Source organism: Reyranella sp. (genome assembly GCF_004296935.1).
In the GTDB taxonomy this organism is placed as follows: domain Bacteria; phylum Pseudomonadota; class Alphaproteobacteria; order Reyranellales; family Reyranellaceae; genus Reyranella.
Genome location: NZ_SCVH01000166.1, coordinates 114,911 through 138,854 on the forward strand (window position 1 = coordinate 114,911; position 23,944 = coordinate 138,854).

Consider the following 23,944-nt stretch of genomic DNA (forward strand, 5'->3'; position numbering starts at 1 on the left):
GTGAGCCGAAAAGATAGCGTCGATACACGCAGAAATCACGCTCCGCGAACGCTGTCGTCGCGCTCGCCAAGCGCTCGCCGGAGATAGTCGGCGCACCAAATCAATGGAGAGCGCCCATCATGAGCAAGCTCGGACACCTTGACGGCATCGACGCCTTCGAATTCGCCCACTACCTCTGCCTCTCGGGGCAAGGCACCAACCCGACGCTCGGCTGGACCAACTGGTTCTCGGCCATCGATGCCATGCCCAACACCTGGGAGTTCCTGCAGGAGCCGCCGGTCGGCACGGTCCTGCCCGTCGTCATGCCCTTCCAGATCACCGGCGTCTTCGCCTCCAACGGCGTCAAGGAGGTGGTGGTGCGCCATGAGGTGAAGGGCCGGCCGGTCGACATGCGGGTTCCCGTGCGCCCGATCTCGCGCCTCGAGGAGGAGGCGATCGCCTCCCTCATGCCGGCCTCGGCGCGCTCCTACCTCCGCCGCAAGGGCACCGACCGGACGCCGCCCCGCGAGGGCGCCAGCTTCACCATGGCGCTCGGCGCCGTCGACATCCCCTTCGCCTGCGGCACCTGGAACAACCCGCAGCAGGCGCGCCGCCACGAACTCCACCTTGGCGTCGATGCCCTGCTGCCCAGCGCCGCCGAGATCGAGAAGGCGGTCCTCGACGCCTTCAAGCGCGGCATGGTCGCCGCCCACCTCGAGACGGTGCTGACGCCGACCGGCTGGGCCGACGGTCCGCATGCCTTCCACCAGGCGATCGAAGCCCACCTGGTCTCCCTCCTGGGCGACCGGCTGGTCAACGTCCGGGTGACGACGACGTCGCATTGCCTCGAGGCCGAGCGCCGCGTCGCCCCCGTCCACTACCTGAGCTCGATCTCGCCGCTGCCGGCCCATGCCTGGATCGGCCGGACAAGGGGAGGAATCCCATGACGCTCCTCGTTCATCGCCGCGCCGTGCTCGCCACGGCCTTCGCCGCCGGGGCCGCGGGCGCGCTCGCCGTCCCGCTGCGGGCCGGCCGTGCCGACTCGCAGGCCTTTCTGCGCGCCGATCGCACCGCACGCATTGTCGTGCCCTTCGCCGCCGGCGGCACCACCGACCTCTTGGGCCGCCTGATGGCCGGGATCCTGGCGGCGCGCCTGGGCGAGCCGTTCACGATCGAGAACCGCGCCGGCGCGGCCGGCATCGCGAGTGCCGAGATCGTGGCCCGCGCGCCGCCGGACGGCCGCACCCTGCTGCTGGGCACGGTCAGCACCGCCGTCACCAACCAGTATCTCTACCGGCACCTGCCTTACGACGGCGTCGAGAGCTTCGCGCCGGTGGCGCTGATGGCCGAGATGGCCAACGTGCTGGTGGTCCATCCCGACTTTCCCGCCCGGACGCTTCAGGAGTTCGTCGGCCTCTGCCGCGCCGCCGGCCCGCACAAGGTGGCCTACGGTTCCTCGGGCGTGGGCAGCGCCGGGCACCTGGCGATGGAATATCTCCAGTGCGAGGCCGGCATCAGGCTGGCGCATGCCGCCCAGCGCGGCCGCGCGCGCATGACGAGGGAGCTGCTGTCCGGCCAGCTCATGGTCGCCATGGACACTCTGCCGGCCTGCCTGAAGCACATCAGGTCCGGTGCGCTCCGCGCCCTTGCCGTCAGCTCGGCCGAGCGCTGGTTCGCCGCCCCCGAAATCCCGACCGTGGCCGAGCAGGGCTTCGCCGACTTCGACGCCACCCTCTGGTGGTACGCGGCCGTTCCCGCGGGCACGCGCCGCGACCGGGTGAAGACGCTCTCCGAGGCGATCGTGGCCGGCCTGAAATCACCGGCCGCCACCGCCCGGCTCCGCGGCCTCGGCGTGCGCGAGAGGCCCGGCACCGCCGAGGATCTCTTCCTGCACATCGCGGCCGAGAACGTGAAATGGAAAAAGGTGATCGCCTCGGCGGGACTGGCGCCACGATGAGGCGATGCCTCCCTCCGCCCCTTCGGGGGCGTCTCCACCACGACAGGGCGAGGAGCCGATCAGACTCCCCGCCCGGGGGGTGAGCGGTGGAGATGGCGAGGCGCTTGGGAAGGCGCCTCAGGTGCCTGTGAAGGCACCTCAGGTGCCTGTGAAGGCACCGGGCCGGAGGGGCCTGATATGAGCAACCGGATCCTCTCCCCCACCCACGGGGAGAGGGGCGGGCGAAGGAGACTTCGTCCGGGGGTGCGGGGGGACAGGGTGACACCCGCTCTTTCCCCCTCACCCGATTTTACTTCTCCGTCCGCGGCTCCGGCCGCCGCACGCCCTCGGCCATCAGCCGGCCGGTCGCCGGATCGACCAGGTGCATGCCCTGGCAGGCCAGGCAGGTCTGCGGCACGAACGCCGGCAGCGGCTGGCCGCCGCTGACATACTCGCCCTGGACATTGTAGCCGGTCGCCGGGCAGCGATAGAGGAAGGTCCGCATCATCCCGCAACACAGCCGATACCGGGCGCCAGCGCCTTGATCTGGCGCAAGGATTCGCCGGATCAAGGCGGTGGAGTGAGGGCTGCGGAGGGGTGGCTTCCATTTGAAAGATTTGAAGCCCCCCGACGCCCTCCACGACTCGAAGTTGCGTTTTGCGGTGACGGCACACGGCTTTCCTTGAAAACTCCGTAAATGTTGCCATTTTGGCAACAAGTGGATTGGGGGCTGTTCCCGGTCGGCGCTGGGCTTCGGTGTGAATCGGGGCCCTTCTGCTTTTCAGGGGAAGATTTTCAGACCCCAGCCATCCACTCTGCCCAAAGAACTGCGCCTGAACTTTTTTTCGATGATCTCGTAGGCTCGGTTGGGCTCTTCGGGCCGCAGTGTCTTGAGCCCGATCGGCCGTGCGATCAGGTCGGCGATCTGCAGTCCGGTCGAGTTCACCTGCTTGTCGGCAAAGACAATGTCGAGGTCGGGCATCGGCCCCTGCATGCCACCGAGGTCGCAGATGCGGCGGAACGCGAGTTCGAGCTCCTTGTCTTCCTGCTTGCCGCGACGTTCGAACACGACAGTCGTACGTCGCCCCAGCTGGCTCGCTTCGGTGAGGAGCCTGTTGAGCCGTTCGAGGCAGAACAACATCGCAATGTCGTAGGGACTCTGGGGCTCGGTGTACCGCTGGGCCAGACGATCCTTCCGTATCGCCGACGCAATGACGGTGAAGGGCGCGGCCTCGATGAGGACGTTGAGTTCGGCCATGAACGCTGCCCGCTTGCTCTCGCTCTTGAGGAACACGAAGGGCGGTTCCTGCCGCCTGACTTCCCGCTCGTGTAGAACGACCATGTCGTGGCCGAACTGGCGGAACTTGAAACCCTGAACGGCTGGCACGATCGACTGGATGTACTCGGCCTTGCGGAAGATACAGAAGGCGAGGACGAATATCGGATACGTCCGGTCGATGGAAGTCAGGCTGTGATCGCCGCTCTCATCGACATAGACGATGTAATCGCTGAAGGGTTTCACGCCGCCGCCTCTAGCCGGCGGCGAGCTTCCGGCGGATCTCGTCCAGTGTGACGCCGGGCTCGTCCGGATGGGCCCGGTGATGAGCAAGCCGCGCGCCGAGTTCGCGCCGCTGCGCATCGCTTGGCGCCGGCGCCGCTGCATCGTGCAGGACGCTGTCGAGCAGACCATAGGCCAGCTCCAGCCGCTCATGCGAGGTGAGCTGCTGCAATTCGTCCAGGAGGACCGCCTTGTTCATGGCAGAAAGGTACGCTTTGCTAGGCGCTTTTCAATAATGGAAGCCCCTCCTCTCCCGTTTCGGGGGAGGTGCCCCGCAGGGGCGGAGGGGACAGACGCCCGCCCCCTAATCCCCGACCTCGCAATATGAAACGGCCGCTTCGCCGGCTTGCCCGCGGGATCATCCGTGTGGACCTGCATCTGGTGCGGATCCTTCATGAGCCCGACGGCGATCGGGCGGTCGGTGTTGATGACGCACGCCAGTCTCTTTTCGAACTATCGCCGCAGATGGCAGACTACAGGAGATAGAAGATGGTGTTGTATCGGCTACCGTCAATGAACCGATAAGAGGGATGCAAAAGTAGTGGATATGGGAAGCACAGCAGAGCTGACCTCTCCGAAGGTAGCCATAGCATGTATCAGCCCACGTTGTGAGCGCTCGTGCTCAACAGGTGTACTCCTAGATAAGCAGACTGAGGCTGCCATCGTGATCGGTTGACCACCAGCTAAGTCACCGATCAAACACTTCGGGCGAATTCGCTAATTTGCCTAAGGTTTCCTCGTATACACGTCTAACGTCTGCCATCTCAGTGGTGCTCCCGGCAATTACGGGGTCGGATAGCTTGCTTTCTAGAATCCGCACCAGGAGATAGCGATCCGTACGGCCCGGGCGTTGGATCAGGCCCCACTGTCTTTCCGCTTCGCGCCAGTCTTTGTGCGCGAGCGCGGCTCTCGCGCGGAGATGAGACAAGTCGTCACTTCGTCCCGCTGCGTTAGCCACAGCAGACGCATGATCAAAGAGGCCAAAGTCGCCTAAATCAAGCATCAATGCGCACTCTAAGAAAAGTAGGCTTTGTTGATTTGCGCGTGGCCTCTCCTTTGCTCGTCTTACTGCAGCGAGGGCGTCCGGAACTCTTCCTGCTCGCATCATGTCTGAAGCAACATTCATATGGTATTCACCATAGTCATCGTTCAATGCCTGCAAATTCGGCAGAAGCTGAGCTGCCTCAGCTCTACGTCCTAAAGCGCGCAACGCTTTGATTTTCTGCGACAGCAAGCCTGAATCCCGAAGGACTCGCGAATCGCCGAGTTTGTTGAGTACTTCTAAAGCTGGTGCGGCTCTTCCCTCCAACAAGTATAGGCGCGCCAGAAGTCGGCTGGTACGTTTGACATAGGATCTTCCAGCAAGCGCGCGTTCTAAGCTGACAATTGCTGCTGCATTGTCGCGAAGCCGATAAAATTGGTAGTTTCCCATTGCGTAGTTCGCACTGGCGAAACCTTTACGCCGCATTACTTCGATAATTGGTGTTGGATCATCGGCGATCCTGCTTAGTGCATCAGCCCCCATGTAGAGGATGTCCTCAGCAATATCGGGCGGCATAGGCATAGCGTCGACGAGGTGCGATAGCTTGGCTACGAGTAGAAAGTTCGTCCTGAAACTTTCGTCCAGGGCCGCGAGACCACGCTGATAAGTGGCCTCGACAGCGGATTGCAGCGTAGCGGGTGTAACGATTCTCTTGATCACCTCGGGCATCTCGCCGGTCGTTCTCAACGTCAAATAGAGCAACGCTTCTACGGTCTGCTGATCAATTCTTTCTGCCTTCAGCCGTGAATTGAAATAAGTCACTAGAGCGCCAACTAGATCATCCGGAGGCGGACCAATTACGCGCCGTGCAGCGGCTCGAGCAACCTCGGGCATCCTGTAGCCAGTTTCTTGAGAGAAACTAACGAGACACGCATCTACTAGTTCATCGAGGGTCGCTCGAAGCTGTTCGTTCTGACCACCCAATACTTCCAATACATCGTCGAATTTTACACGAGGCAGGAGGGCGACAACATGTAGGACCGAACGGAAATCGTCTTTGTTCGAATACGATTTAATAGTTTCTCTAAGGATGCTGTCTTGATAGCTCGTAATCGCGCCATCGCTTGTTGTTAAAGATTCGGCGCTTCGCCCACTATTGTTGATCAAGCTGGCGGCATGATGAACTGTTCCAGGATGACCGCCAGACAAGCGCCCAAGTGTACTAGCCACTGGCGGTGGGATTTTGTCCCGGCCGACTAATGCGCTGAGCAGTTCCGTGGTGGCGGGCTCAGAAATTTCAGGCACATTGATGTCAATCACGTTGGGATACGGCAAGAGTACGGCATCGCTAATCCGACGTTCCGATATCCAAAAGATGCGGGAGCTACGGTCAGATTGTAGCAGAGTGACCAGATTTTGAAGCCACGGTTTAAGGTTGCGGTCTTTATCACGTAACCCGAATGCGCTTCGGACGATTACTGTCTGGTTCAGTTCGCCGAAGTGTCGCAAATTTGCATGAATAGTTTGGGCTTGCTCCGCAGCAGTCATCTTCTGAAATAGATCCTTCTCCTGCTCAGTTCTTGACTGGCTTCTTTGCCCATGAATCGTATCCAGAAGCGAGAGATGGAGATCTAGCGAATCCGCGAAGCGTGCAATATCCAAGAAGGGACCGCCAAGAGTCTCTGTTGGAAACAGCCGTGGAATCAAATTTGAAGCGAAGGCCTTTCGGCCCATACTTTCTATTCCGCTCATGATCAAAAAGTTTACAGGTTTGTTGGTGCTCGCCCGACGTGTGTTAACCCTGACAGTTGACGCGAAAAGGAACTCTTCGCGACCCGCAAGAAGTGACTCTTTTGCCTGTCCACTACTAACTAAATTGCGAAAATGATGAGCGCTAATCAGTCGGGCAATGTCAGAGGGTAAGAACGATGCGCTAGTTGAAAAATATCCGCGCATCCACTCGGGAGCGTCCCTGTAGGTTGCACTATTAATTGGCACCACAATCGGCGTGAATGAGGACGCTTTAACACTTTGAACCTCTGCGAGAGTCTGCTCATAGCCAACCCACGGGCTAGCTTTCGTCGCAGGTGAGATAAACAAACAAAATACCGTAGATCGCAGAACGCCGTCCTTCATTGCGGCAAGGTTACTTTCACCAGGAGCAATCGACTTTAGATCATAAAAGACGTTGGATTGATCAAGCTTAGATCGCACCTCATCAACGTATGGTTTGTCAGCAGCGACATGAGAAAGGAAGATGATGTTATTCATATGAACTCCGACCTCGCGCAATTTGGGACGGACGCGTTGCAAATCGGGCAGCTCTTCGTTGCCGTCACTCTTGGTGCCCAGGCTGGAGGACACCTATTTATGACATCATACCGAGCGAAATCCGGCAACCACCAATGGTGGTAGAGGATGGTACAGCTCGCCCGATCTCCATCAAGTAGCCGCTAGCGCTCCACGGCGAGGCTTGAGGTATCGAGACAGGGTTTTGGATCCCTCGGAGAGCAGAAATATCGTGAGTAATGTGTCTTGCGAGAGAAGACTCGCCACATTCTCCAGTCTTCGAAGACTTCAAATCGGCGCCCTACGTGGATCGCTATAATGTGCTCTGCAAAAAAAGTTGGTCCAAGAGCGGCTGTACGGCTCTGCTTCGTAATACTATCCTCCCGCGAGACATTGAGATCTGGCAAGCTCGTCGAACTCTCCGAACTGACCGGGCTCAAGACATTTTTCAGCACATTCGCGAGCCATGTTGCTGCAGAAGCGGCACGACAGTAATTCGTTAAAGATGTAGCTAGCTGAAAGTATTTTGGTGGGCATATCTCATTACTTCCCAGACAATCGCCCCCCGCCCCGTTCCGCGCTTCCCTCCACTTGGATCAACCATCCGCAAGAGGAAGCCATGTCCACCGCAACTGCCACCGCCCAAGCCGCATCGCCAGCTGCGATCACCGGCTCCGTCGACACCACCATCGACACCTACGTCGCCACCTGGAACGAGACCGATCCCCTGCGCCGCCGCGCCGGCATTGCCGCGGCCTGGGTGGAGGCCGCCACCTACCGCGATCCGGTGATGGCGAGCGACGGCCCCGCCGGGATCGACGCCATGCTGGCGGGCGTGCAGGCCAAATTCCCGGGCTTTGTGCTCAAGCGCACGTCCCGGGTCGATGCCCACAACGGCACCTGCCGCTTCACCTGGTCGCTCGGCCCCGCCGCCGGCCCGTCGGTCGTCGAGGGCGTCGATTTCTGCGCCCTCGCGCCGGATGGCAGGCTGGCGTCGGTGGTGGGGTTTATCGATAAAGCGCCTAGCTAGGCGCTTTATCGATACCCCGAGCGCAGCCGAGGGGCCTTTCATGATGAAGGATCCCTCGACTGCGCTTCGCTCCAGCGCGGAGGCTACTCCGCGCGACTCGGGATGACGGAGGGAGCTGCTGATTCTTGAATAACCCATCAGATGGGTTATTCTCCTCATGCCGACCGTCCATCGTGCCGGGAACCTGCGTTTCATGATCTATCTCGAGGATCATGGGCCGCCTCATGTTCACGTCTTTTCGGCGGGAGCCGAGGCGAAGGTCCTCCTGGGACTGTTGAACGGTCGCCCGGCGCTGGAGTGGATGCGCGGATTCGACCGTGCTGGCCTGAACCGGGTCTTCAAGGAGGTCGTGGCACGGCAGGCCAAGCTTCTGGCCGCTTGGCGGCGGATTCATGGAGCTGCGGAATGAAGGAGGTCCAGGTGCCGGTCGAAAGAGCTGTCGGAAAAGAACAAGGATGGTCGAAAGCGGAAATCGACCGCGCCCTGGCGAAGGGCCGGCAGCGCGCGGCCACCGAGCCACAAGCCAGTCGCGCGCGTTACGATCGGCGCACCGGGCGCGTGGTCGTCGAGCTGACCAACGGCTGCAGCTTCATTTTCCCGGCGCGCTCGCTGCAGGGGCTGGCGGGGGCGACCGATGCCGAACTGGCCGATATCGAGATCATGGGGATAGGCTATGGCCTGCACTGGCCCGCGCTCGACGCCGACTTCACCGTGCCGGGTCTGCTGATGGGCGTGTTCGGCACGCGCGCCTGGATGGCCTCGGAGCTGGCGCGCCGTGCCGGCCAGACGACGTCCAAGGCCAAGGCCGCTGCCGCGCGGGCCAACGGCCGCAAGGGCGGACGCCCGCGCAAGCGGGCGGCGTAACTTCGCCGCGACCCATCAAAACTTAAACTTGCAAGTTCAGCAGGTTTAGGCTATGAAACCTGCCATGATGAAGGCCGTGCGTCCCTGGGCGCGCGGCCTTTTCCTTGGGCCAACGACGCCACGCGTCACCAGCGCCCGCCACGGGTCCTGACCCGTGCAGACAACAAGGTGAGCGCTCCCCGGCGGCCGTCCGGGTGAGCGTCGGCCACGGCGGCGGATCCAACCGCACGCAAACGAACGATCGACCCATGATGGCCAACAGGACGTCTCTGCGCGCGCTCGGAACAACGATGGGCCTCAGGTCGGGCCCAATTTCTGGCCCAACTTCTGGCCCAACACTCCCTCGTTTCAGGTGGGCCCGGAGGTGCCGCCAAAACGCCGGCGGGCCGGGCTTTCCGGGCTGTCGGGGACGCGATTTCGCGCATGTGATTTGGGCCAAAACGCGAAAGTTGGGCCAGACGTCGCGGCCTCTAGCGCGAGAAGCTGCCCGGCCCCGGGATCGGTGTCGCCCGCACGCTGCCGGGGCGGCCCGGCGGCTCCATAGGACCGGCGGCGGCGCGCTCGAAGCCGTGGGCGGAGAGGCTGCCGCCCTGGAGCTGGCCGATCGCGATGATGCCCATGGCGAGCGTCACCGCCAGCACCACGACGGCCAGCAGGAAGCCCGCCTGGCCGGTGCCGATGTCGGGCGGCACCTCGTCGTAACGGTTCGGCACGTCGTGCGGCATCTCGTGGTCATGCGGCGCGGGTTCGGCCTCGGGCAGGGTCGGCAGAACGTGATGGTTGCTCATGGCGGGCCCCCAATTCCGTTGGGTACTCCCGGAGCCAACGCCCCGCCGCGGCGGTCGTTCCCGCAGCCTGCGAACAGCGGGCGTGCTGCTACTGCCGCGGGAGGATGGGCCTGGGCGGCGTGGCGGGCGCGTCGATCATCCGCTCAGCGGGGCGGTCGGGCTGGCGGGCCTGGTCGTTGCGTTCGCCCGGCGCCGCCGTGGGATTGTAGAACAGCAGGCCCGCCGCCAGCACGATGGCGATCAGCACTGCACCGATGAGATAGAAGGTGCCGCCGCCGGTGTCGCGGCCCGCCACCGGGTCGACCTGCGGCGCGCGCAACGGATCATGGTCGTTCATGGTGTCCTCCTACCGCTGCGGGTTGGTCGGGGTCACGGAGTCGGGCGGGGTCTGGATCGGCCCCTCGGGCGGGGCGGCCGGCAGGCGGGTCGGCGCCTGGTCCTGGCCCGGAGCCTGGGCGGGGGTCTGGGCGGGCGCCGGGGCCGGCGTGGTCATCGACGCCGGCGGGGTCTCGGCTTGCCGGTCGTTGGGCTGCGGGCTGGCGAAGAACAGGAAGCCGCCCACCAGCGCCACCGCGGCCAGCAGCGCGATGAAGGCATAATTCGAGCGGCCGTCGACCGCCTCGTAGGACGGATCGAAGCGCTCGTTGAGGCCGTACTTGTCGGCGTATCTGTCACGCGGCGAGCGTGGATCGAGCCGGGGGTCGGGATTGTAGTCGGTCATGTGATCCTCCTTTTGAGAAGCTCACAGGCTCAACGGGCTGCGCCGCAGGGCGTTCCCTGCGGCCGATTCTGCCCTCCCATCAAGGGCTTGGAGGACGCCCCCGGTCAGGTGGCGGCGAGCGCCTGGTCGAGGTCGGCCAGGATGTCGTCGATATGCTCGAGCCCGATCGAGAGCCGCACGTAGCCCGGCGTGACGCCGGTCTGGGCCTGCTCCTCGGCCGAGAGCTGGGAGTGCGTGGTCGAGGCGGGATGGATGGCGAGGCTGCGCGCGTCGCCGATGTTGGCCACGTGATAGAACATTTTGAGGTTGTCGATGAACTTGCGGCCGGCGTCGGCGCCGCCCTTGAGCTCGAAACCCAGCAACGCCCCGTAGCCGCGCGACAAATGCTGGTCGGCCCGCTTCTTCGCCTCGCCCGTCATCAGCGAGGGATGGATCACCTTGGCGATCTTGGGATTCTTGGCCAGGTGCTTGGCCACGGCGATGGCGTTGTCGCAATGGACCCGCATGCGCAGCGGCAGCGTCTCCAGCCCCTGGATGAACATGAAGGCGTTGAACGGGCTCATCGGCGCGCCGACGTCGCGCAGGAGCGTCACGCGGGCCTTGATGATGTAGGCCACCGGCCCCATCGGCTTGGTCGCCTGCGTCCACACCGCCCCGTGGTAGCTGGGGTCGGGTGTGTTCAGCATGGGGAAGCGGTCCTTGTGCTTCTCCCAGTCGAAGTTGCCGCCGTCGACCAGGATGCCGCCGATCGAGGTGCCGTGGCCGCCGATGTATTTCGTCGTCGAGTGCAGCACGATCGCCGCGCCATGGTCGAACGGCCGGCACAGCACCGGCGCCGCGGTGTTGTCCATGATCAGCGGGATGCCGAGTTCGCGGCCGATCTTCGCCACCTGGGCGATCGGGAACACCGCGAGCTTGGGGTTGGGCAGGGTCTCGGCGTAGTAGCAGCGCGTGCGCGCGTCGGTGGCGCGTCGGAAGGCCTCCGGGTCCGCCGGATCGACGAAGCGGCATTCTATGCCCATGGTCTTCATCGTGTTGGCGAACAGGTTCCAGGTGCCGCCGTAGATGTCGGTGGAGGCGACGAAATTGTCACCGGCGTGGCAGATGTTCTGGACGGCGAACAGCGAGGCGGCCTGGCCCGAGCCCAGCGCCAGCGCGGCGACCCCGCCCTCGAGGGCGGCGACGCGCTGCTCGAGCACGTCGCAGGTCGGGTTGCCGATGCGGCTGTAGATGTTGCCGAGCTCGGCCAGCGCGAACAGGTTGGCGGCGTGCTGCGTGCTGTTGAATTGGAAACTGGTGGTCTGGTAGATCGGCACCGCCACCGCGTTGGTTGCCGGGTCGCTGCGATAGCCGGCATGCAGCACGACGGTCTCGGGATGCTTGCTGTTGGTCGCCATGGTGATCCTCCTGCGTTGACCGTCTTATACCTTCGGACCTCGCAGGTTGGCCACGGCCACCGGCCGCGCCATGCCGCGGATGTCGCGTTCGCCGAGATCCTCGACTTCGGCCGTGCCCTCGACCGCGGCGGCCAGCCGCCCGGTCACCAGCACCTGCCCGTCGGTCGCCTCGTTGCAGAGGCGTGCGGCGAGGTTGATGACGGCGCCGATCGCCGTGTAGTCGAAGCGATCCTCGAAGCCGATGCGCCCGAGCGTGGCATAGCCCTGCGCCATGCCGATGCCGAAGCCCAGGCGATGGCCGCGCCGGGTCCAGGTCTGGGCAAGCGCCGCCACGGCGTCGCGCATTTCGAGCGAGAGCCTGGCCGCGCGCTCGGGCGCGTCGGGGCACGGCAGCGGATCGTTGAAGAACACCAGCATGCCGTCGCCGGTGAAGCGGTCGAGCGTGCCCTCGTGCTTGCGGATCAGCGGCCCGATCGCGCCGTGATACTCGGCGAGCACGGCCATGATGTCCTCGGGCTCGGCGGTCTCGGAGAAGGAGGTGAAGCCGCGCAGGTCGCAGAACATCGCCACGATGTCGCGGCGGTGGTTCTCCAGGATCTTCTCGTCGCCCGCCGACACGATCGCATGCGCAAGCTGGGGCGCCATGAAGCGGCGCAGCCGATTGACGCGCTCGAGTTCGCCCACCTGCTCGGCCACCCGGGTCGAAAGGTCGGCGTTCAGCGTGGTGAGTTCGTCGTGCAGGGCCTTGATGCGCAGCATGGCGCGGACGCGGGCGACCAGCGCGCCATGGTCGACCGGCTTGGTGAGATAGTCGTCGCCGCCGGCCTCGAGGCCGGCGATGACGTCCTTCGGGCTGGCCCTGGCGGTGACCAGCACCACCGGGATGAACGGCAGGCTCGCGTCGGCCTTGAGCCGGCGCACGACCTCCAGCCCGTCGACCTTGGGCATCATGATGTCGAGCAGCACCAGGTCGGGCAGCGTCTCGCGCACCATCTCGAGGGCCTGCTCGCCGTCGCGCGCGACCACCACCTCGTAGCCCAGGCTTTCGAGCCGGACCTTCAGGATCTCGACATTGTCGGCGACGTCGTCGGCGACCAGGATGCGGGCCGGATCACGCATTTCTAGCCGATCAGCTCCCGCACCTTGGCCAGCATCTGCCGCGGGCTGTAGGGCTTGGCGATGTAGGCATCGCAGCCGGCATCGCGCGTCTTCTGCTCGTCGCCGGACAGGGCATAGGAGGTGACGGCCACGATCGGGATCGCCTTCAGCTCGGGGTTGGCTTTTATGCGCCGCGTCGCCTCGTAGCCGTCCATCACCGGCATCTGGATGTCCATCAGGATCAGGTCGGGCCGGTGTTCGGCTGCCTTGGCGACGCCCTCGGCGCCGTCGCGCGCCTCGAACAGCGTGTAGCCCGCCATGCCCAGCAGATCGCGCAGGATCTGGCGGTTATCCTCGGTGTCCTCGACGATGAGAATCTTCTTGCTCATGCGGCATCCTCGACCGGGGTGGCGTTGATCGGAACCGTTACCTTGAAGGTCGAGCCCTTGCCGACCTCCGACTCGACGGAAATGCGCCCGCCATGCAGCTCCACGATGCGGCGCGAGATCGAGAGCCCGAGGCCGGTCCCGCCCTTCTTGCGCGTGCTGGTGTCGTCGACCTGCTGGAACTCGTCGAAGATGCGCGCCTGGTCCGCGGGCTTGATGCCGAGGCCCGAGTCGACCACCGACAGTTCGAACCGGTCGCCCGCCTGCACCGCGCGAATCTCGACCGAACCCTGATCGGTGAACTTGATGGCGTTGCCCACCAGGTTCAATAGCACCTGGGACAGCCGGCGGGCATCGCCGGTGCCGGTCGGCAGGCCGGGCGCGACGGACGTCGTGAGAGCCAGTCCCTTGGCGCGAACGAGCGACTCGGTGGCGGCGGTCACCGTCGCCACCATGTCGGCGACGCTGTACTCCTCCTGGGTGAGGACGAGCTGGCCCGCCTCGATCTTGCTGAGATCGAGCACGTCGTTGATCAGGCCCAGCAGGTGGCGGCCGTTGCTCTGGACCCGCTCGAGCACGGTCTGCGCCTTCTCGCCGACGTCGCCGTAGAGGCCGTCGGCCATCATTTCCGTGTAGCCGATGATGGCGTTGAGCGGCGTGCGCAGCTCGTGGCTCATGTTGGCGAGGAATTGCGACTTGTGCTGGCTCGCGATCTCGAGCTGCCGGCTCTTGTCGCGGATTTCGTTGATCAGGCGGACATTCTCGATGGCGATCACCGCCTGGTCGGCGAATACCGTCACCAGTTCGACCTCCTTGTCGGAAAAGGCCTCGACGCGGGTGCGCGCCAGGGCCATGACGCCGAACAGCTTGCCGTCGCGCGTCATCGGAACGCCCAGCATGGAACGCACCTGGCCGACCTCGGCGATCTCCTTGGGACCATAGGCAGGATCGGCCAGGGCATCGAGTTCCAGCACCGGCGTGCCGCGCATCGCCACGCGGCCGACCAGCGTGTCCTCGCCCGGATAAAGTGGAGTTGCCTTCTCGTGCTCCTGGTAGCGGGGATCGAGGGCGTGTCCGGCCTTCCAGCGGAAAGCACCGTCTTCGAGCTGGAATATGCCGGCCATCTGCGCGCCGCAGAGCCGCGCCGCGGTCGCGACGACGGTCTGCAACACCGGCTCGAGGTCGAAGGTCGAGCGGCTCATGACCTTGAGCACATCGCTGATCGCCGTCTGGTATTCCAGAGATTCGCGCAATTCGGTGAAGAGGCGCACGTTCTCGATGGCGATGACGGCCTGGGCGGCGAAAGTTTCCAGCAACTCGATCTGTCGCGGCGTGAACGGCCCCGACTCGGGCTTGCGAAGCAGGAGGGCGCCGATCGCGCTGCCTTCGCGCATCAACGGCGCGGCGACGATCGCCTTGAAGCCGTACAGGGCCATACCGTGCTGCGTTTTGGTGAACTCGCCGGGCCGCAGGGCCGTCGCATCGGGAATGTGAACGGTCCGGCTCTCGATGATGGCACACCCCATCACGTTCTCCCGGTCGAGAGGCCAGCGGGCGCCGCGGTCACCGCCGACAGGCCCTTCGTGGGCTTCGAATATAACTTCCGAGCCGTCGCGCATGACGACCAGCGCATCCTGAGCGCCGCACAGGCGGACAGCCGCCTTGACGACGACGTCGAACACCGGCTGCACGTCGGTCGGCGACTGGGAGATGACGCGGAGAATCTCGGCGGTGGCTGTCTGCTGATCCAGCGATTCGCTGAGTTCGGTGAACAGGCGCACGTTCTCGATGGCGATGACGGCCTGGGCGGCGAAAGTTTCCAGCAGTTCGATCTGTCGCGGCGTGAATTCGCCGGCCTCGGCCCGGCGGAGCACGATGCCGCCGACGGCGGTGCCTTCGCGCAACATCGGTGTCGCCAGCGTCGCGCGGTAGTCCGCGCCGCGGGCAAGCTCGAGCGCGGTGCCGTATTCCCCGGGATCGATCCTGGTCACGTCGCCGACATAGATGGTCCGGCCGTCGACCATGGCCCGTCCCGAAAACGAGCTGCGGTCGAGTGGAAAGCGGGTGGCCGGCGTCGCCAGCGGCCCGTCATGGGCGGCGACCACAATGTTGGCGTCGTCGCGCAGCACGATGACGGCGTCGGTGGCGCCGCAGAACCGCCGCGCCGCTGTCGCCACCACGTTCAGCACCGGCTGCACGTCGGTCGGCGACTGGGAGATGACCTGGAGGATTTCCGACGATGCCGTCTGCTGCTCCAGCGATTCGCGCAGTTCGGTGAACAGGCGGACGTTCTCGATGGCGATGACGGCCTGGGCGGCGAAGGTCTCGAGCAGTTCGATCTGGCGCGGCGTGAACGGTCCTGGCTCGGGCTTGCGCAGCGCCACCGCGCCGACGGCGATACCCTTGCGTAGCAGGGGTGCCGCGACGGCAGCGCGGAAGCCGTGGTCAGCGGCGAATTTGTGGGCCGCCGCGAACTCGACCGGATCGAGCGACGCGATGTTGGGCAGGTGGCAGGTTTGCCCATCCAGGATGGCGCGGCCCGGGGCGGTTTGCCGGTTGAGCGGAAGGCTCGACCCTGGGGCCGTGGTCAGGGGGCCTTCATGCGCGGCGAAAACGGCGCCGTCGCCTTCACGCAGCGTGATGACAGCGTCGGTTGCGCCGCAGAAGCGAACGGCCGCCTTCACCACCGCATCGAGGACGGGCTGTACGTCGGTCGGCGACTGCGAGATGGCGCGCAGGATTTCGGCGGTCGCGGTCTGCTGCTCCAGCGACTCCGAAAGTTCGCGTGTCCGGTCTTCGACCCGCTGCTCCAGCGTCGCGTGCGACTCCTGGAGCTGGCCGGCCATGCGGTTGAAGTTGGTCGCCAGCGTCTCGACCTCGTCGCCCGTCCTGATCTCGATGCGGTGGCCGAGGTCGCCGCCGCCCAAGCGCTCGGCGCCGGTCGACAGCACCCGGATGGGCGAGGCCATGCGGCGTGACAGGAACCAAGCACCGACCGCGGCGGTGGCGAGACCCAGCACCAGCAGCGCCAGGGTCTGCCACAGCGAGGTGAAGAGCGGCTGCAGCGCCTCGGAGGTCGGCTGCTCGACGAAGACCAGCCAGCCCAGCGCCGGGATCGCGGCGACCGACGAGAGCACCGCGGTGCCGTCGAGCGCGTGACCGAAGCGGGCGCTGGCGCCGGTGAGCGGCTTGCCGTCGCGCAGCGCGTCGAGGGCGGTGTGCACCTGCTCGAGCTTGTTCATGTTGGTGTTGCGCAGCACCAGGCTGATGTCGGGATGGGCGATCAGCCGGCCGTCTCGATCGACGACATAGGCATAGCCCTTGTCGCCGGCCTTGATGGCGCTGACGACGTCCCAGATCAGCTTGAGGTTGACCTCGGCCGCCGTGGCGCCGGCCTGCCGTCCCGTGCGCGCCAGCGAGATCGACATGTAGGGCTCGGACTCCTTGCGCAGGTAGACCGGGCTGTACCAGACGCGCTTGTTCTGGACCTCGGTGAAGCGCGGGTCCTTGGAGAGATCGGCGTTCGAGCCGACGACATCCATGGCCAGCCGCGACACCTTGAGCTGCTCGCGGCCGCGGCCGTCGATCTGCGTCAGCTCGGTGATGGCCGGCACCTGGCGCTGCAGGCGGATGAAGTCGAAGCGCCGCTGGTCGACCGGCGCCGCCGCCCATTGCGGGTGTGTTGTCCAGCCGATCTGGCGCTCGATCTCGGTGATGAACTGGCCGACCTTGTCGGCGGCGCCGTTGGCCTGCTCCTGCTGCAGCCGGCCCAGCGCCTGGCGCGCGGTGCCGTAGGCGAACCACATGTCGAACGCGCCGTTGATCAGCAGCACGAGGGTGACGATGCCGACCAGCGACAGGAAATATTTGGCGAACAGGCCGCCGCGCTTCAGGAACGACGGCGTCTTCACTCGATCACCTCGTCGGCACGCTGCACCAGGCCCTGCGGCAGCGTAAGGCCGAACGCCTTGGCCGTCGCGAGATTCAGGAACAGGTCGAACTGCGTCGGCTGCATCACCGGGATATCGCGCGGCGGCGTTCCCTTCAGCGCCTGCGTCAGGCAGAACGCCAGCAGCCGGTAGACCTCGGCAGTGTTCGCCCCGATCGCCATCAGGCCGCCGGAGTCGACATAGAAACGACCCTGTGAGACCGATGGCAGGCGCATCGCGCGCAGCCGTGCGGCGATGGCGGCGAGCGGCAGGCTGGGCTGCACGATGACGGCGTCGGGCCGACGTGCCTGCAGCTTGGCAAAGGCGGGCTCGAGGTCGCCGATCGTGGCCACGATCGGCTCGACCTCGATGGCCAGCGTTGCGGCGGAAGCCTGGATCTGTGCCAGGAACGGCTTGCTGAACGGATCTGAAGGATGGAGCAGCACGGCGATACGCTTCATCGACGGCACGATCTCGCGCATGAGCTCGACCCGTTTGGCGCCGAGCGCAGCCGCGGCGCCATCGACGCCCGTAAGGTTGCCACCCGGGCGCGCCAGGCTGTCGACGAGGCCCGCGCCGACGGGGTCGCCGGACGAGATGACGATCGGGATGGTCTGCGTCGCGCGCTTGGCGGCGAGTGCCGCCGGCGTTTGCAGGGCGACGATGGCGTCGACGTTGGCCGCGACCAACTCGGCGGCAAGCAACTGCAGGCGATCGATCGAACCGCCGGTCGAACGTGTCAGCAGCGAATAGGAGCCCTCGGTCCAGCCGCGCTCCTGCAGGCCGATGCGCAGCAGGTCCGGGAAGTAGTGTTCGTCGCGCGCCATCAGCACGCCGATGACCGGCCGGCGCGGTGCCTGCGCGCGGCCTGGCGCGGCAGGAAGAGCCGCGAGCGCGGAGAGGAAAAGCCGCCGCTTCACTCGATCACCTCGTCGGCGCGGATCAGGATGGATTGCGGCACGGCGATGCCCAGCACCTTCGCCGTCTTGAGGTTGATCACCAGCTCGATCTGGATCGGGCCCTGCACCGGCAGGTCGCCGGGCTTTGCCCCCTTCAGGAGCTTGTCGAGATAGATGGCGGAGTCGCGATAGATGTGCCGGATGTCGGCGGCGTAGCTCAGCAGTCCGCCGGCATCGGTGAAGCGCCGCGAGGCCGCGGCCGAGGGCAGGCGGTGCTTGAGCGCGAGCGCGGCCGTGAGGGCGGGGGAAAGGCTCGGCTGCACGATGACGGCATCGACAGCGCCGCCGCCCAGCCGCGCGAAGGCGGGCTCGAGATCGGCCTCGCGCTCGATCATCACGCGCTCGATGGCGACGCCGCCCTGGCTCCCGGCCTTCTCGAGCTGCTCGAGGAACGGCTTGTGGAACGGATCCGGCGCGTTGGCGATGGCGGCGATGCGGCGCGCCGCTGGCAGGATTTCCTTCAGGAGCTCGACGCTCTTGCCGGCGAGCTCGGCCGTCGCCGTCGAGACGCCCGTCAGGTTGGCCTCGGGCCGCGCCAGGCTGGTGACCAGGCCGGTCGCCAACGCGTCGCCGACGCCGGCCAGCAAGACCGGGATGGTTTGCGTCGCCTTCTTGGCGGCGAGCGCCGCCGGTGTCTGGACCGCCACCAGGACATCGACATTGAGGGCCACCAGCTCGGCAGCCAGCGCATCGAGCCGCGCCGGCTCGAACTCGGCCGAGCGATACTCGAACCTGATATTTGTGCCTTCGACGTAGCCCAGGTCCTTCAGCGTATTGCGGAAGATCGACCAGAAGGGCTCGCGCTGGCCGCCCACCAGCACGCCGACGCGGAAGACCTTGCCGGCTTGAGCACGCGCGCCGACCGGCGTCGCCGCCGCCATCGCGCCTGCAGCCAGGAGAAGCCGTCGCCTCATTCGATTACCTCGTCGACGCGGGCCATGAACAGTGCCGGGACAGTCAAACCGAGCGTCTTCGCGGTTTTGAGGTTGATGACCAACTCGAACCTGGTTGGCTGCAACACCGGCAGAGTCGCCGGGTTCTCGCCACGCAGGATGCGGCCGGCAAGGACACCAGCCTGGCGATAGGCCTCGTTGAAGCTGGGGCCGTAGCTCGCAAGTCCTCCGGCATCGGCGAACTGTCGCCACTGGTAGATTCCGGGCAGGCGATGGCGCGCGGCGAGCTCGACGATGCGCAAGCGCTCGCTGGTGAACCAGGGGTCGGACGCCACGACCAGCCCCATCGCCTGCTGCGCCGCGAGGGTCGCGAAAGCGGCATCGAACTCGTCGCTCGTGCCCGGCTGCAGGATCGTCAGGGACCGCCCGATCGCCTTGGCCGCGGCCTGCAGTTTGGTGCGCTGGATATCGGCACTGGGATTCTTCGGGTTGATGAAGACGCCCATGATCCCGGAGGAAGGGACCAGCTCGGACAGAAGGTCCAGCCGCTTGGCGTCGAGGTCCTCGGCGAGGATGGCAACGCCGGTGACGTTGCCGCCCGGTCTGTTCAGGCTCGCGACGATGCCGTCCTGTACCGGGTCGCGCACGGCAGTGAAGACGATGGGGATGGTCGAAGTGGCGGTCTTCGCTGCCGCCGCCGCGAAATTGCCGCCGGCCGCCACGAGGAGCGCCGGCTGACGGCGGACCAGCTCGGCGGCCAGCGCCGGCAGCTTCGCGGAGTCGCCGTCGGCCCAGCGGTACTCGATGGCCACGGTACGGCCGATGACGTAGCCGGTCTCTTCCAGTCCGGCGCGGAACGCCGCGAGTTGATCGCGCAGCGCTGCTTCCGGCAGCAGGCTGAGAAAGCCGATCACGGGCGGAGCGAGTTTCTGCGCGACCGCGGCTGACGGCAGGCAAACTACTGCGGCGAGGCCGCCTAGGACGTCGCGCCGCCTCATTCGATGATTTCGTCGGCGCGCGCAAAGATCGCCGGAGGAATGGCGATCGCGTATTGGCCGGCCGTCTTCGCATTGATGACCAATTCGAACCTCACGGGCTGTTCAATGGGGAGAGTCGCCGGGTCCGCTCCTTTCAGCACGCGTTCTACCTGCCGGGCCAGTTGTCGATGAACTTCCTCCACCTTTGGTCCATAAGAGAACAGAAAGCCACTGCGTGCGAAGATCGCCCAGCTTGCAATGACCGGAACGCGCAGCCTGGCGGCGGCATTGGCAATCCACACGCGGTTCTGAACCGTCACGATGTCGGACAGGGCCATGATGGCGCCTACATTTGCTGCCGGCATCCTGTCGAACGCCGATTCCATCTCGGACCGGTTGCGCGCCGGATAGTAGACGAGGCCAAGGTCGAGCGAAGCGGCGGTCAGCCGGCACACCGCCATGTCCCGGCCCTCGCCGGGATGATCGGGATTGGCCAACACCGCCAGAGTCTGGAGGCGAGGCATGAATTCCCGCAGCAGTTCGATCCTCTTTCCGTTCAGTTCGGCCGACAGGTAGGAGACCCCCGACGCATTGCGGCCGGGCCGCGTGAGGCTGGCCGCGAAGCCGGCATCGACAGGATCTCCGCTGAAGGAATAGAGAACAGGCACCGTCTTTATCGCGTCGAGGGTGGATTTTACGGCGGCGCCATAGGTGGCGATGGCATTTGCCGGCTGCTCTGCCAGCGACCGCGCAAGATCGGCAACCCGGTCGATGCGCTCATCGGCATATCGCTCTTCGAGCGTGAATGTCCGGCCGGGGAGATAACCATTCTCCGCCATGCCTTCCAGAAATATGGCGCGGCTTCCAGCGGCGGCGGCGGCCGTTGCATAAGACAGCCAGCCCACGACGGGCAGGCGCTGCGCATGGGCACTGCGCACCCCGAGAGCAGCCGGCACTGTCCCGGCCAGAAAGGACCGCCGGTTCATGGTGCAACCGTCATTCGATGATCTCGTCGGCTTGGGCGAGCAGGGTCGGCGGCAGGGTGAGGCCGAGGGCCGCCGCCGTCTTCTGGTTGATCACCAGCTCCAGCACCGTCGGCTGCTCGATCGGCAGGGTCGCCGGCGCGGCACCGCCCAGCACGCGCACGACATAGACCGCCAGGCGCCGATAGGCTTCCTGCAGGTTGGGGCCGTAGGTCAGGAGCGCGCCGGCCCGCGCGATCTCGGCCCAGCCGGAGATCAAGGGCACCTTGTGGGCGATGCAGTCGGCCGCCGCGGCGGGCGCTTGCTGGACCATGCCGGAACTGGGCAGCATGACGACCGCCTGGGTTCCGCTGTCGAGCGCCTGGGTCAGAGCGGTGCGGATGTCGCCCGCGTTCTGGGCGCGATAGACGGTGAGGTCGATGCCGAGCGGCTGGACAGCCGACTGGCAGGCGACAATCTCCTTCTCCTCGCCGGCATGGCGCGCGTTCGACAGGAGTGCCATCTTGCGGCAGTTGGGCACCGCCGTACGCAGGAGGTCGATGCGTTTGGGACTGAGCTCGATCGACATGAAGCTGAGGCCGGTCGCATTGCCGCCCGGCCGCGACATCGATTGCGCGATGCCAGCGACGACGGGATCCCCGCTGTAGCCGAACACCAGCGGCACGGTAGGTTTGCCGGCGACGGCCGTCACGGCGGCGGCGCCCTGGGTCACGATCAGGCGCACGCCCAGTTGCTGCAGCTCGGCCACCTGGGCGGCGGCGAGTGCCGGCGTGTTCACGTTGTAGCGTTCGAGAATGCGGACGGGCTCCCCGCCCGCCGGCAGGGCGGCGATGAGGCCCGCCTTCAGCGCGTTGAAGAACGGCGCCGTGGTCTCGGCGGATTCGGGCGAGATCCAGCCGATCAGGCGTTCGGCAGCATGGGCGCGGCCCGCGCCCAGGAAAGGAGCCGCAAGACCCGCGGCCAGGATGTGACGCCGTTTCATTCGATCACCTCATCGGCACGAATCAGCAGCGACGGCGGCAGGGTGAGGCCCAGGGTGCGTGCCGTCTTCTGATTGACCACCAGCCAGAACTTGGTCGGCGTCTCGACCGGAATGTCGCCGGGATTGGCGCCCTTGAGGATGCGATCGATCTGGGTCGCCGCGCGCTCGGTCAGGCTGGCGTGGTCGGCGCCAAAGGCGACCAGCGCGCCGTTCTCGGCGAACAGCGGCTGCTCGCCGATAGACGGCAGGCGGCGGCCGAGGGCGGGCTCGATGAACTGGCGGGACGACGCCAGGAAAAGCGTCTGCACGATCACCGCTTGCACGCGTTCGCTGGTCATTTGATCGAGAGCGGCGGCGAAACCGTCCGGTCCGCGGACTCGCACCGGAACCACCGAGATTTCCATACGGCTGGCGGTGGTCGAGGTCTCGCTGATGAACGTCTCGGCATTCGGATCGATGGACGAGGCGAGGAAGCCGACGCGCGTCAGTTTGGGAACGGCTTCGCGCAGAATCTCGAGACGCTTGGGTGCCAGTTCAGGACCTGATGACATGACGCCGGTCATCAGGCCGCCGGGGCGCGCCAGGTTGCTGACGATGCCCGTGGCCAGTGCGTCCGCGACATGGAACACGACGGGTGTGCGCTTCACCACTTCCTTCACGGCGTGGGCCGCGGGAGTCGTGCGCGCAAAGATCAACGACACGCCCATGGCTTCGAGTTCGATCGCGGCCTCGGCGGCGCGGGCGCGGCTGCCGGCGGCCCATCGCCACTCGAAGGCGACATTGATGCCCTCGCGATAGCCGACGCTTGCCATTGCCTTGCGGAGTTCGTCCATGCGGAACGTGGCCTCGGGGCCTTCCCAATTCACGACGCCGATTTTAGGCAGGCGCGGTTGGGCACGCGCGGAAATGGGGGCCGCCAAGCCAGCGGCGAGCGCCGCGGCAAGCGCTTGCCGTCTCCCCGAGGGCCCGAACCGGGCACCGGACTGGCCGCTTTCACCCATGACGTCGCGGGCCCCTTCCCCAAGGGCGATCCTAACCAGATCGGCAGGGAGTTGGCGAGATCACCTGTACGGTCGCGTCACTCGATAATTTGCTCCGCCCGGCTGAGGACCACCGGCGGGATCTGCAGGCCCAACGCCCTGGCCGTCTTGAGGTTGATGGCGAGTTCGAAGGTCGTGGGCTGCTCTACCGGCATGTCCGCCGGTTGCGCGCCGCGAAACAGTCGTGCGACGTAGTCCGCCAATCTGACACGCTGTTGCCGGAGGCCGGGTCCGTAGGACAGCAGGCATCCCGCCTCGGCCATCTCCACCCACTGGCAGGCGAGGGGCAGTCCCAACCTGGCTGCCTCTGCGACGACGGTCGGCGTGTCGTTGAACAGCCGGGGGTCCGCGGAAACCACGACGGCGCCGGCTCCGGCGGACTTGAGACCGGCAAGGGCGGGCCCGATGTCGCCGGCCTTCTCCACATTGATCGGGAGCACTTCGATCCCGATCCGGCCGGCGACGTCGCGGGCTTCGCGCAGGCTGGTTTCCGCGCTGGTCGACCGCTGATAGAGCAGCAAGCCGACCCGGGACATCCCCGGCACCGCCTCCGACAGAAGATGCAGGCGCTTGCCCTCGAGTTCGGCCGCAAGAATGACGATGCCGGTCACGTTCTTGCCGGGCCGCGACAGCGTTCGCGCCAGCCCGAGCTGCACTGGATCGGGGCCGAACGCCACTATGGGAATCTGGTCGGTGGCCGCGGCGGCGGCGCGGACGGCCTCGCCGCCGACTGCGATCAGGACATCCGGCTTGCCGGCGACGAGTTCGCGGGCCAATCCCGGCAGGCTTGCGGAATCGCCGAAGGCATCCGCGACGTCGAACGTCCGTCCGCGCACGAAGCCCAGTCGCTCGAGCTCCGGCAGCGTTGTCTCCCGCGTGAGCTGCAGGGAAAGCGCCGACTGGCCCAGCACGGCGAGGCGAAAAATGCGGTCGCGGCCGCCTTGCGCCCCCGCCGGCACTGCGGCGACGAGGCCGGCGACCAGCAGGAGGACGCAGGCGGTCGCCTTCTTCGGCCAGCTCATTCGATCACCCGATCCCGTACGGACTGCTTGCCTGTTTCTCTACGTATGCCGAGGCGTCCGCGCAAGGCTGGATTGCATGTATTGATTTGCAAGTTTAGCAAATTTTAGCTATCTTTGCAGATATCCTCGGC

At 65.6% G+C, this 23,944-nt stretch carries 24 protein-coding genes; 6 read left to right on the top strand and 18 right to left on the bottom strand.

Annotation, left to right across the window (positions count from 1 at the left end; translation table 11 throughout):
* The first annotated feature begins 119 nt into the window (after positions 1 to 119).
* Positions 120 to 926: a hypothetical protein gene (locus tag EPO55_RS24870; protein ID WP_296340190.1), complete on the top strand. Its 807-nt coding sequence runs from the start codon at positions 120 to 122 to the stop codon at positions 924 to 926.
* Positions 923 to 1,936, top strand: a complete 1,014-nt coding sequence (locus EPO55_RS24875; RefSeq protein ID WP_296340191.1) for a tripartite tricarboxylate transporter substrate-binding protein — start codon at positions 923 to 925, stop codon at positions 1,934 to 1,936. Before EPO55_RS24870 ends, EPO55_RS24875 begins: the two co-directional genes overlap by 4 nt.
* Positions 1,937 to 2,225: 289 nt before the next feature.
* Here EPO55_RS24875 and EPO55_RS24880 read toward each other — a convergent pair whose 3' ends face one another.
* The 4 genes from EPO55_RS24880 to EPO55_RS24895 all read right to left on the bottom strand — a co-directional run bounded on the left by EPO55_RS24880 (position 2,226) and on the right by EPO55_RS24895 (position 6,819).
* Positions 2,226 to 2,423 carry a hypothetical protein gene (locus EPO55_RS24880; RefSeq protein ID WP_296340192.1) on the bottom strand — a complete coding sequence of 66 codons (198 nt, stop codon included), beginning with the start codon at positions 2,421 to 2,423 and terminating at the stop codon, positions 2,226 to 2,228.
* A gap of 273 nt (positions 2,424 to 2,696) precedes the next feature.
* Entirely contained in the window at positions 2,697 to 3,437 is a 741-nt protein-coding gene (locus EPO55_RS24885; protein WP_296340193.1) for a DUF3800 domain-containing protein, read from the bottom strand.
* 10 nt (positions 3,438 to 3,447) lie between these two features.
* Positions 3,448 to 3,672 (bottom strand): addiction module protein, encoded by a 225-nt coding sequence (locus EPO55_RS24890; protein ID WP_296340194.1) that lies wholly within the window; start codon positions 3,670 to 3,672, stop codon positions 3,448 to 3,450.
* A 489-nt stretch (positions 3,673 to 4,161) separates the two neighbouring features.
* Entirely contained in the window at positions 4,162 to 6,819 is a 2,658-nt protein-coding gene (locus EPO55_RS24895; protein ID WP_296340195.1) for a toll/interleukin-1 receptor domain-containing protein, read from the bottom strand.
* A gap of 164 nt (positions 6,820 to 6,983) precedes the next feature.
* Here EPO55_RS24895 and EPO55_RS26180 point away from each other — a divergent pair, with 164 nt between their 5' ends.
* From EPO55_RS26180 to EPO55_RS24910, 4 genes are all read left to right on the top strand, one after another.
* Positions 6,984 to 7,247, top strand: a complete 264-nt coding sequence (locus tag EPO55_RS26180; protein WP_363719923.1) for a PaeR7I family type II restriction endonuclease — start codon at positions 6,984 to 6,986, stop codon at positions 7,245 to 7,247.
* A gap of 116 nt (positions 7,248 to 7,363) precedes the next feature.
* Positions 7,364 to 7,774, top strand: coding sequence for a nuclear transport factor 2 family protein (locus EPO55_RS24900; RefSeq protein WP_296340196.1), 411 nt, complete (start codon positions 7,364 to 7,366; stop codon positions 7,772 to 7,774).
* A gap of 193 nt (positions 7,775 to 7,967) precedes the next feature.
* On the top strand, positions 7,968 to 8,183 hold the full coding sequence (locus tag EPO55_RS24905) for a DUF4160 domain-containing protein (protein ID WP_296340198.1): 216 nt from the start codon (positions 7,968 to 7,970) through the stop codon (positions 8,181 to 8,183).
* Positions 8,180 to 8,638, top strand: coding sequence for a DUF2442 domain-containing protein (locus EPO55_RS24910; RefSeq protein ID WP_296340200.1), 459 nt, complete (start codon positions 8,180 to 8,182; stop codon positions 8,636 to 8,638). The genes EPO55_RS24905 and EPO55_RS24910 overlap by 4 nt, the downstream gene beginning before the upstream one ends.
* Positions 8,639 to 9,108: 470 nt before the next feature.
* On the opposite strand, the gene EPO55_RS24915 is transcribed toward EPO55_RS24910, so the two are convergent.
* The 14 genes from EPO55_RS24915 to EPO55_RS24980 form a co-directional block, all read right to left on the bottom strand.
* Complete coding sequence (locus tag EPO55_RS24915; protein WP_296340202.1) at positions 9,109 to 9,426, bottom strand: hypothetical protein; 318 nt, start codon at positions 9,424 to 9,426, stop codon at positions 9,109 to 9,111.
* An 88-nt stretch (positions 9,427 to 9,514) separates the two neighbouring features.
* Positions 9,515 to 9,763 carry a hypothetical protein gene (locus EPO55_RS24920; RefSeq protein WP_296340203.1) on the bottom strand — a complete coding sequence of 83 codons (249 nt, stop codon included), beginning with the start codon at positions 9,761 to 9,763 and terminating at the stop codon, positions 9,515 to 9,517.
* Between the two features lie 9 nt (positions 9,764 to 9,772).
* Complete coding sequence (locus EPO55_RS24925) at positions 9,773 to 10,147, bottom strand: hypothetical protein (RefSeq protein WP_296340204.1); 375 nt, start codon at positions 10,145 to 10,147, stop codon at positions 9,773 to 9,775.
* A 104-nt stretch (positions 10,148 to 10,251) separates the two neighbouring features.
* Complete coding sequence (locus EPO55_RS24930; protein ID WP_296340206.1) at positions 10,252 to 11,544, bottom strand: PLP-dependent transferase; 1,293 nt, start codon at positions 11,542 to 11,544, stop codon at positions 10,252 to 10,254.
* 24 nt (positions 11,545 to 11,568) lie between these two features.
* A complete protein-coding gene (locus tag EPO55_RS24935; RefSeq protein WP_296340208.1) occupies positions 11,569 to 12,663 on the bottom strand; it encodes an adenylate/guanylate cyclase domain-containing response regulator in 1,095 nt (364 codons plus the stop codon).
* 2 nt (positions 12,664 to 12,665) lie between these two features.
* Positions 12,666 to 13,031 (bottom strand): response regulator, encoded by a 366-nt coding sequence (locus tag EPO55_RS24940; RefSeq protein WP_296340209.1) that lies wholly within the window; start codon positions 13,029 to 13,031, stop codon positions 12,666 to 12,668.
* Positions 13,028 to 16,939, bottom strand: a complete 3,912-nt coding sequence (locus tag EPO55_RS24945; RefSeq protein ID WP_296340210.1) for a GAF domain-containing protein — start codon at positions 16,937 to 16,939, stop codon at positions 13,028 to 13,030. The genes EPO55_RS24940 and EPO55_RS24945 overlap by 4 nt, the downstream gene beginning before the upstream one ends.
* Positions 16,936 to 17,877 carry an ABC transporter substrate-binding protein gene (locus EPO55_RS24950; protein WP_296340211.1) on the bottom strand — a complete coding sequence of 314 codons (942 nt, stop codon included), beginning with the start codon at positions 17,875 to 17,877 and terminating at the stop codon, positions 16,936 to 16,938. Before EPO55_RS24950 ends, EPO55_RS24945 begins: the two co-directional genes overlap by 4 nt.
* Positions 17,874 to 18,830, bottom strand: a complete 957-nt coding sequence (locus EPO55_RS24955) for an ABC transporter substrate-binding protein (RefSeq protein ID WP_296340212.1) — start codon at positions 18,828 to 18,830, stop codon at positions 17,874 to 17,876. The genes EPO55_RS24950 and EPO55_RS24955 overlap by 4 nt, the downstream gene beginning before the upstream one ends.
* Positions 18,827 to 19,807: an ABC transporter substrate-binding protein gene (locus tag EPO55_RS24960; protein ID WP_296340213.1), complete on the bottom strand. Its 981-nt coding sequence runs from the start codon at positions 19,805 to 19,807 to the stop codon at positions 18,827 to 18,829. Before EPO55_RS24960 ends, EPO55_RS24955 begins: the two co-directional genes overlap by 4 nt.
* Positions 19,804 to 20,772 carry an ABC transporter substrate-binding protein gene (locus tag EPO55_RS24965; RefSeq protein WP_296340215.1) on the bottom strand — a complete coding sequence of 323 codons (969 nt, stop codon included), beginning with the start codon at positions 20,770 to 20,772 and terminating at the stop codon, positions 19,804 to 19,806. Before EPO55_RS24965 ends, EPO55_RS24960 begins: the two co-directional genes overlap by 4 nt.
* 10 nt (positions 20,773 to 20,782) lie before the next feature.
* Positions 20,783 to 21,751: an ABC transporter substrate-binding protein gene (locus tag EPO55_RS24970; RefSeq protein ID WP_296340216.1), complete on the bottom strand. Its 969-nt coding sequence runs from the start codon at positions 21,749 to 21,751 to the stop codon at positions 20,783 to 20,785.
* Positions 21,748 to 22,752 (bottom strand): ABC transporter substrate-binding protein, encoded by a 1,005-nt coding sequence (locus tag EPO55_RS24975; RefSeq protein ID WP_296340217.1) that lies wholly within the window; start codon positions 22,750 to 22,752, stop codon positions 21,748 to 21,750. The genes EPO55_RS24970 and EPO55_RS24975 overlap by 4 nt, the downstream gene beginning before the upstream one ends.
* 77 nt (positions 22,753 to 22,829) lie before the next feature.
* Positions 22,830 to 23,813 carry an ABC transporter substrate-binding protein gene (locus EPO55_RS24980; RefSeq protein ID WP_296340219.1) on the bottom strand — a complete coding sequence of 328 codons (984 nt, stop codon included), beginning with the start codon at positions 23,811 to 23,813 and terminating at the stop codon, positions 22,830 to 22,832.
* Between the last annotated feature and the right edge of the window lie 131 nt (positions 23,814 to 23,944).